Source organism: Methylomagnum sp. (assembly GCF_054333355.1).
The window spans coordinates 1-7,534 of record NZ_JBTEKS010000220.1; the positions used below are offsets into that span (position 1 = coordinate 1).

A 7,534-nucleotide genomic window follows, 5' to 3' on the forward strand; every position below is an offset into this window, starting at 1 on the left:
GTAAGGTGCTGCTAATGCTGACACAGGCAATAGCAAAATCATGGGCTTACATAACCTGATTTCGCCAACTCGGTAAACCACTTTGAAATGGCTGGCCTGATCCTCCCCGGCGTCGGGCTAAAACCCGACCTACATCACACCTACTATCAAGGTGAAAATGCGCTTAGATCAAATGGGCCACTTTGAGCAGGACGCCAATAATGAGCGTGCTTTGCAACAGGCCGACGCCCACCACCCAGCGGATCGGGTCGGCGCGGGTCTCGGCGATTTTCACCTCCACCGTGCGGATTTCCTTTTGTAGCCGCAGTTCTACCTCTTTGATTTCGAGCCGGACGCCCTCGATCTCCTTTTGCAGGCGCAACTCACTCTCACGCACATGGCCCTGGGTGGCGATTTCCTTGAGGTGGGGATAGCGCTCTTCCAATTGGCCGAACGCTTCGGCGATGACTTTCGCCTTGGTGCGCTCGTCGGGCGCCTCGGTCAGTTGTTCATAGATGTGAAGAGCGGTGACGCCCATGGCGGAGTGTCCGTTGGTAGGATGGGGCGGCAGTATAGCACCGGGGTTAAAGCTGCCGTCGTCGTCCAAGTTGAGGCCCGAAACAGGCTCTTTAGGCTACAAGGCCAGCCTAACGCGGGGCTTCCAAATCAGCCGGGCAGCTTCACCGTTGCCACCACCGTGTTCCCATCGCCCAGATAGGTCACGGTATCGAAACTCTGCTTGCAAGCCAGGGCGATGCCCCGCCCGTTGGGATCAAAAAGCCTTTCGGGGTCGAAGTCCAGATACTTTTCCCACTGGAACCCGTGGCCTTGGTCCCGGATGGTGAAGCTCAACCCATCGGGCTGGCGGTCGAACATCACCTCGACGGTTTTATCCCGGTTCTCTGGCAGGGCCAGCCGCCGCTCGCATTCCTTGAGGAAAGCGTCGGCGAAAATCAGTTCGGTCTTCTCCTGATAGGAGATGCCCAGATTGCCGTGTTCCACCGCGTTAATCATCAGCTCCTGCAAGCCAAGAATGACCTTGCGCGGCTCCGGGCACACCTTGGCGAGACCGCTCGCCAGTATTTGTGCTTCCGCCAGGGTGCGGAAGCGGAGTCGGCCCGACTCGAAGAACAGCAGCGTCCGCTCCACTTTCTCCACGTCCTCCTGCATCTTCCGCAACTCGCGGTAATGGGTCACGGCGGAGTTGACGATGGCCAGCAAGACATTGGGCTGAAACGGCTTGGTGAGATAGTAATAGGCCCCGCTGCTGAGGCCCTCTTGGATGCTGTCGGCGTCGCTGGCGGCGGTCTCCAGCACCACGGGGATTTGGCTGAGTTGGGGCGTGGACTTGAGCAGCCGCAACAACTCCACCCCGCCCATCCCCGGCAGTTCCCGATCCAGCAGGATGGTCTCGAAACGATGGCCACCGCGCCGCAGCAGGGACCAGGCGGTTTCCGCGTCGGTCACCACCGTGGCCTTGATGCTTTGCGAATCGAGGATCTCCGTGATGATGGTGGCGATGATTTCTTCGTCCTCGACCAGCAGGATGTGCGAACGCGCCATGTTGGGGGTTCTCGGATGGCTATGTGTGTGGATGCAAACCGTCAATTAAATAGGACTTACGCATCGCGCTCCCTCTACCTCTGGGCGGGGGGACGAATCGCGTTTCTGCATACGTCCTATTCAGCGTAAAGCTTAGTAAAGCCTGACGGGAAACGTCACGGGTTTTTATGGATTTACCCCTTTCGATGGCTGGTAAGTCCACGCATTGCGGCTCCGCCCCGCCATCGCCGACGATAAGTCCGCCAAGGGCAACGCCCCGCCTGGCCAAGCATCGCGCCCCGATCCAGGCAGCTTGGCCTTGGGGCCGCCCGCAGGATCGCCAACATCGACGCAAAAGGACAAGCATGGACACCAATCAACCGGATCCCCCAAGCGACAGCGGAACTCGCGGTCCAGCACAACGCCCGCCCGGCGGCGTCTCGGCGACGCGCCGGAAGCTCGTCAAAAGCAGCGCCTTCGCCCCGCCGGTCATCCTGACCTTGCGCAGTGGCTCGGTCATGGCCCAGGCCAGCGCCGCCACCTGTCTGGTGACCAGTCAGGCGGCCGCGCAGGAAAAGGCCAGCGCTGACCCAGAATTCGAGGCCGCTTCCGCCGAGGATGGCTTCCTAAGGTCGCGGGTCTTGGTCCGCGAGGCGCGGCGGGTCCGCAAGAAGAATGGAAAATACCGGTTATGGGGCAAGAGAAGTTACAAGGTCTATGTCCACCAGGGCAACACCGGCAAGCCATGGACGAGCCTACGGCCCGGCAAGCTGGGTAAGAAGTTCAAGCTGGAGGACGAAAGCAAGGACATCGAAGTTTACGACGCCAGAGGCGCGACCATGGTGCTGAACGGCAGGCTCATGCACCGCCGGGGTTATCCCATGCGGCGGTTCGTCGGCATTCAGGAACAAGAGTTCTACGGCCTGGTTCAGACCGACAAGAATGGCGAGGTGCTGGTCGATCCCGAAACCAAGGAAGCGATGGTGGGCGCGGTGGTCGATCCCGCCGAAACGGCGCAAAGCCAGAACGTGTCGGCCTCCTGCTGGGCCTCCTTGGGCGTGACGTCCAGCACGGAAATTTGAGTCGCCTAGCTCCTTCGCCGCCGCCCATGCCGCCGGATAATCTCCCGGTGTTGAAACATCCGCCGCGCTGAATCTGGCGCGGCCTTCCCAAACAGTCTCCCAATTCCCCACCCAATCCGAGCCGGAGCGCGAAGGCCGATGTTCGCCTTGTTCCTGCGTTCGCGTAAGGCCAGCCTCGTTCCTCAAGTCCCGCCATCGCCGCGCCTCGTTTTTCCCATCCAGTCGGGCCAATCTCCGGCCACCAATCCGCTTGTCATCGTTTCGTAATATTCCCGTAATTTTTCAGTAATCATTCTGAAATATATTCGTAGCGCGTTTGCAATGCGGGGCTGTTGTCATGCCGATAGCTAATCCGCGCATGGAAAAGCGCCCGCCAGGGCGATCCGGTCACGGCCACCAAACTGGCCGTCAACCGATTCGAGCCACCCCGCCACCGTGACGACGGCTCAATTTCGCGCACTTTTATATGGAGCAGGGATTTTTTTATGATTCGCCACGCACTTTCCCTCGGCACGCTCGGCCTGCTGGGCTGCGCGTCTTTTTCGGCCCAGGCACTGGAGTTGTACGTAGACACCAAGACCCAGCAGGTCTACACGACCCCCGGCAAGAACCGCGTCCGGCTGGGCGAGTTTCAGCGGGTGGATGATACGGCCCCCAAGGCCTCGCCCGCCGAGATCAAGGAACTCGAATCCAGCCTCGACAAGAAGAAGGCCGAACTCGAAGCCGTCGAGGCCCGCCTGGATAGAAAACAAGCCAGCCTCAAGACGGTCGAGCAGAAAATCGACAAAGTGGCGCAGGCGCGGCCCTCCAGCGACCCGGCCCCCGCTGGCTGGTTCGACCGCGTCAGCCTGCGCGGCTACACCCAATTCCGCTATAGCCAGCCGTTGTCCGGGGACAATGTCGATCTGGCCTCGCCGGGCGACCGCTCCATCCAGAACAACCAGAATCTCTTCATCCGCCGCGCCCGGCTCATCATTTCCGGCGATATTTCCGACCACCTGTCCATCTACCTGCAACCGGACTTCGCCTCGAACCTCGCCGTCACGGGCGCCAGCGCGGGGCATTACGTGCAGTTGCGCGACGCCTACGCCGACATCTTCTTCGACAAGAGCCAGGAGTACCGCGTCCGGGCCGGCCAATCGAAGATTCCCTTCGGCTTTGAGATCCTCCAGTCCAGCCAGAACCGGCTGGCCCTCGACCGCGCCGACGCCGTCAACACGGCGGCCCGCGACGAGCGCGACATCGGCCTGTTCATGTACTGGTCGCCGGAGGAAATCCGCGAGCGGTTCAAATATCTGGTCAAGAGCGGACTCAAGGGGTCGGGCGATTACGGCGTGGTCGGCTTCGGCGTGTACAACGGCCAGGGCGCCAACCGCTTCGAACTCAACGACCAATTCCACGTCATTGGCCGCGTCTCCTATCCCTTCAAGTTCAGCAACGGCCAGATCTTCGAGACCGGCGTGTCCGCCTACACGGGCCGGTTCGTTCCCGGCACCGGCGACCTCAAGGATCCGACCGGCAAGACGGTCATCGTCAAGGGCGACGACACCAAGAACTCCTTCGACCCCAAGAAGGGCGGCAACCGGAAGGGCTTGAGCGACGAGCGGGTCGGGGTTCACGCGGTGCTGTATCCGCAGCCGTTCGGCTTGCAGGCGGAATGGAACTGGGGGCATTCGCCGGAATTGTCGGACGACATGAAGAGCATCAAGACCGGCACGCTCAGCGGCGGCTACGTCCAGGCCATGTATAAGGTCGATCACTTCTTCGGCACCTGGATTCCCTACGTCAAATGGCAGCACTACGACGGGGCCGAGAAGTTCGCCACCAACGCGCCCCATGTCAATCTCGACGAGACCGAGGTGGGCGTCGAGTGGCAGCCCATCCCCGAACTGGAATTGGTCGCCGCCTATTCCAATATGGACCGGACCAACGTCAGCAACCTCGCGCAAGTCAACGCCGACCTGCTGCGCTTCCAGTTGCAATGGAATTACTGATCGCAAGCCGGATATCGAGGCCCGAATGATGTTTATCCAAACCCTGAACAAGACAATCCTAGCGCTCGGCGCCGGAATCGCGGCGCTCGGTCTGGCCGGTCACGCCGTGGCCGACGACCGGCGCGACTATATCCAGGTGGTCGGCTCGTCCACCATCTACCCGTTCGCCAGCGCCGTGGCCGAACGCCTTGGCGCCACCGGCAAATTCAAGGCGCCCAAGGTGGAATCCACCGGCACCGGCGGCGGCATCAAAAAATTCTGCCACGGGGTGGGCGCCCAATATCCCGACATCGTGAACGCCTCCCGCCCCATGAAGAAAACCGAGCTGGAGACCTGCCAGAAGTTCGGCGTCAGCGACATCACGGAAGTGAAGATCGGCTACGACGGCATCGTGCTGGCGACCGCCGACAAGGGCAAGCCGATGAAATTGACGCGGCGGGAAATCTTCCTGGCGCTGGCCCAATCGGTGCCCGATCCTGACTGGCCGAGTTGGGACAAGCAGGTGGACAACCCCTACAAGACCTGGAGCCAGATCAATCCGGCCCTGCCCAACGTCGCCATCAAGATTTGGGGACCACCGAAGACCTCCGGCACCCGCGACGCCTTCGCCGAAATGGCGCTGGAGGAAGGCTGCCAGACGGTCGATTGGATCAAGGTGCTGAAAAGCCGCGACGAGGAGGAATTCAAACACCTGTGCCGGACCCTCCGCAGCGATGGCGTCTATAACGAAACCGGCGAGGACGACAACCTCATCGTGCAAAAATTACAGGCCGACCCCAGCGCCGTCGGGATTGTTGGATACAACTTCCTGGCACAGAACGCGGGTACAATCACGCCGGTTTTGGTCGATGGCGTGAAGCCGGACTATGCCTCCATCTACAGCGCCAAATACCCGCTGTCCAGGCCGTTATATGTCTACGTCAAGAAAGCCCATATCGGCCTGATTCCTGGCGTTCGGGAGTATGTGGCCGAATTCGGGAGCGACCAGGCGGCGGGTAGCCAAGGATACTTAATCAAGAAAGGCTTGATTCCCCTGACGGCGGAGGACCGCCAGCAAGAGGCGGACAAGCTGCTAACCAATGATTGAAAATCACCCCACTTAACAATGAGGCTAACCATGATGAAAACAACCAAGCCCGCGCTGTTCGCCGCCTTAGCGATAGCCGCCACGCTGAGCGGCCCGGTTCAAGCCGAAGGCGGACGCGACTACATCAGCGTCGTCGGCTCCTCCACCGTCTACCCGTTCTCCACCGTGGTGGCCGAGCAATTCGGCAGGGGCGGCAAGTTCAAGACGCCGAAGGTCGAGGCCACCGGCACCGGCGGCGGCATCAAGCTGTTCTGTAGCGGCGTCGGCGTGCAGTACCCGGATGTCGCCAACGCCTCGCGGGCCATCAAGAAGTCGGAACTGGACGCCTGCCAAAAGGCGGGCGTGAAGGACATCGTGGAAGTGAAGATCGGCTTCGACGGCATCGTCGTCGCCCAATCCAAGAAGTCCAAGGACAAGTTCGAGCTGACCCGCAAAGAACTGTATTTGGCCCTCGCCAAGCGGGTGCCGGACCCGGCCAAGCCGGACGGCGACGCGCTGGTCGAGAATCCCTACAAGACCTGGGATCAGATCAACCCGAAATTCCCCAAGACCAAGATCGAAGTACTGGGTCCGCCGCCCACCTCCGGCACCCGTGACGCTTTCGCCGAACTGGCGCTGGAAGGCGGCTGTGCGCAGATTCCGTGGATCAAGGCCAAGAAGGAAACCGACGACGCTTGGTTCAAGAACGTCTGCATGACCGTGCGCGAGGACGGCGCTTATGTGGAAGCGGGCGAGAACGACAACCTGATCGTGCAGAAGCTGGAAGCCAACCCCAGCGCTTTGGGCGTATTCGGCTTCAGTTTCCTGGACAGCAACGGCGACAAGCTGCGGGCGGCGCCGGTGGACGGCGTGGTGCCGAGCTACGAGGAAATCGCGGCGGGCAAGTATCCGATCTCGCGGCCCATGTTCTTCTACGTGAAGAAGGCCCACGCGGGCGTGATTCCGGGCATCGAGGCGTATGTGGCGGAATTCACCAGCGAGAAGGCATTCGGGCCGGAAGGCTATTTGGCCGACAAGGGGCTGATCGCCCTGCCGGACGCCGAGCGGAAGAAGGTCGCGGCGGCGGCGAAGAAGATGACGCCGATGGGTGGCAAGTAAGCGCGGCTTGTTGGTCTTGTTGAAATGAAAGAACCCCGACTGGTGCGGGGTTCTTTGTTTTTGGGGCTTGCTGGTTCCCAAGCTTCGGCTTGGGAACCCGGTCTTGGAAGCTCTAGCTTCCCGAGTCGTGGACGGCGTGGAGTTGGTTGATTAGCTCTCGCAAGCGGTTGGCGTTTTCGTTCCACCCTAATTGGATGGCGGCTTGCAGGGCGGTATTTAGCACGGCCAAGCCTTTTTCCTGTTCGCCGCATTGGAGCAGGAGTTCTCCGTACAATTCGCCCACCGCCGCTAAGCCATCAGGAATCCGTAAATTTTCTGCAATTCCGTATGCCTCGGACAAATGCCTGAATGCTTCGGCGGGTTGGTTTCGTGCTAACTCGATCCGGGCTATTTTGAACAGAGCCGTCGATTTTGATCGGATATCGCCGTGCTTCTCGTATACCAACATTTCTTCCAGTCTACGGATGCGTAGCGCCTCATCATATTGACCTCGCGCTTCAAGAATATCGGCGATTTGCCCCTTGGCTATGGCTTTCGCGCGCACGTCACCGAACTTTTCGTAAACTGGCAACTCTTCCGTTTCCCTTATTCGCAACGCCTCATCCCATTGACCTAGTACACCCCGCCTGAAATAAGCTCGATAACCTACGCCATCAAGGGTTTGCCGACATAAGTCCAGCGGAAGGGCTTGGCCAAGGTCTCGTTGAAGACCTTGATGAAGGAGAGGATGCGGCGCTTGAGTTCCTCGGTGG

At 60.3% G+C, this 7,534-nt stretch carries 7 protein-coding genes; 4 read left to right on the forward strand and 3 right to left on the reverse strand.

The features are described 5' to 3' along the window. Nucleotides 1-163: 163 nt before the first annotated feature. Both ACXWUF_RS15240 and ACXWUF_RS15245 read right to left on the reverse strand, forming a co-directional pair. On the reverse strand, nucleotides 164-517 hold the full coding sequence (locus ACXWUF_RS15240) for a hypothetical protein (protein ID WP_458495507.1): 354 nt from the start codon (nucleotides 515-517) through the stop codon (nucleotides 164-166). Nucleotides 518-645: 128 nt separating this feature from the next. After that, nucleotides 646-1,542, reverse strand: a complete 897-nt coding sequence (locus ACXWUF_RS15245; protein WP_458495508.1) for a response regulator — start codon at nucleotides 1,540-1,542, stop codon at nucleotides 646-648. 344 nt (nucleotides 1,543-1,886) lie between these two features. Between ACXWUF_RS15245 and ACXWUF_RS15250 the strand changes: the two genes are divergently transcribed. The 4 genes from ACXWUF_RS15250 to ACXWUF_RS15265 all read left to right on the forward strand — a co-directional run bounded on the left by ACXWUF_RS15250 (nucleotide 1,887) and on the right by ACXWUF_RS15265 (nucleotide 6,782). Further along, on the forward strand, nucleotides 1,887-2,603 hold the full coding sequence (locus ACXWUF_RS15250; protein ID WP_458495509.1) for a hypothetical protein: 717 nt from the start codon (nucleotides 1,887-1,889) through the stop codon (nucleotides 2,601-2,603). Between the two features lie 485 nt (nucleotides 2,604-3,088). Further along, nucleotides 3,089-4,597: a porin gene (locus tag ACXWUF_RS15255; protein WP_458495510.1), complete on the forward strand. Its 1,509-nt coding sequence runs from the start codon at nucleotides 3,089-3,091 to the stop codon at nucleotides 4,595-4,597. A 25-nt stretch (nucleotides 4,598-4,622) separates the two neighbouring features. Continuing rightward, nucleotides 4,623-5,684: a PstS family phosphate ABC transporter substrate-binding protein gene (locus tag ACXWUF_RS15260; protein WP_458495511.1), complete on the forward strand. Its 1,062-nt coding sequence runs from the start codon at nucleotides 4,623-4,625 to the stop codon at nucleotides 5,682-5,684. A gap of 30 nt (nucleotides 5,685-5,714) precedes the next feature. Beyond that, complete coding sequence (locus ACXWUF_RS15265) at nucleotides 5,715-6,782, forward strand: substrate-binding domain-containing protein (RefSeq protein ID WP_458495512.1); 1,068 nt, start codon at nucleotides 5,715-5,717, stop codon at nucleotides 6,780-6,782. Nucleotides 6,783-6,894: 112 nt separating this feature from the next. Here ACXWUF_RS15265 and ACXWUF_RS15270 read toward each other — a convergent pair whose 3' ends face one another. Beyond that, nucleotides 6,895-7,353 carry a hypothetical protein gene (locus tag ACXWUF_RS15270; protein WP_458495513.1) on the reverse strand — a complete coding sequence of 153 codons (459 nt, stop codon included), beginning with the start codon at nucleotides 7,351-7,353 and terminating at the stop codon, nucleotides 6,895-6,897. Nucleotides 7,354-7,534: the final 181 nt, after the last annotated feature.